The organism is Helicobacter pylori, from assembly GCF_001998165.1.
GTDB classification, from domain to species: Bacteria; Campylobacterota; Campylobacteria; order Campylobacterales; family Helicobacteraceae; genus Helicobacter; species Helicobacter pylori_DL.
Genome location: NZ_MTWR01000169.1, coordinates 1 through 245, shown reverse-complemented (window position 1 = coordinate 245; position 245 = coordinate 1). Strand labels below are relative to the sequence as shown.

The window sequence follows — 245 nt, the reverse complement described above, 5'->3', positions numbered from 1 at the left end:
TGAAGTGGTAGGTTATTGGAAAGAGAGCCTAAAAGATGGCCTTTTACCCGATAAAGAAACGAGCTTTTTCGTATTTCAAAACGAACCTAGTGATACCTTTAATTTAAAAAAGACCTTATTGGTGTTAGCTAGAGCGTTTAGTCAAGCGGCTATTTGCTATTGTCAAAACGCAAGCGCTAATGAAGTGGATTTAATCAGCGCTGAACCTGGTAGTTATGGTGAAGTGTGGGATACATTCAATGGCA

The 245-nt window shown here is 39.2% G+C and carries 1 pseudogene; it reads left to right on the top strand.

Annotated features, from left to right (window positions below):
• A pseudogene (locus tag BZK24_RS08720) lies at window positions 1-245 on the top strand (hypothetical protein); the annotation flags it as partial.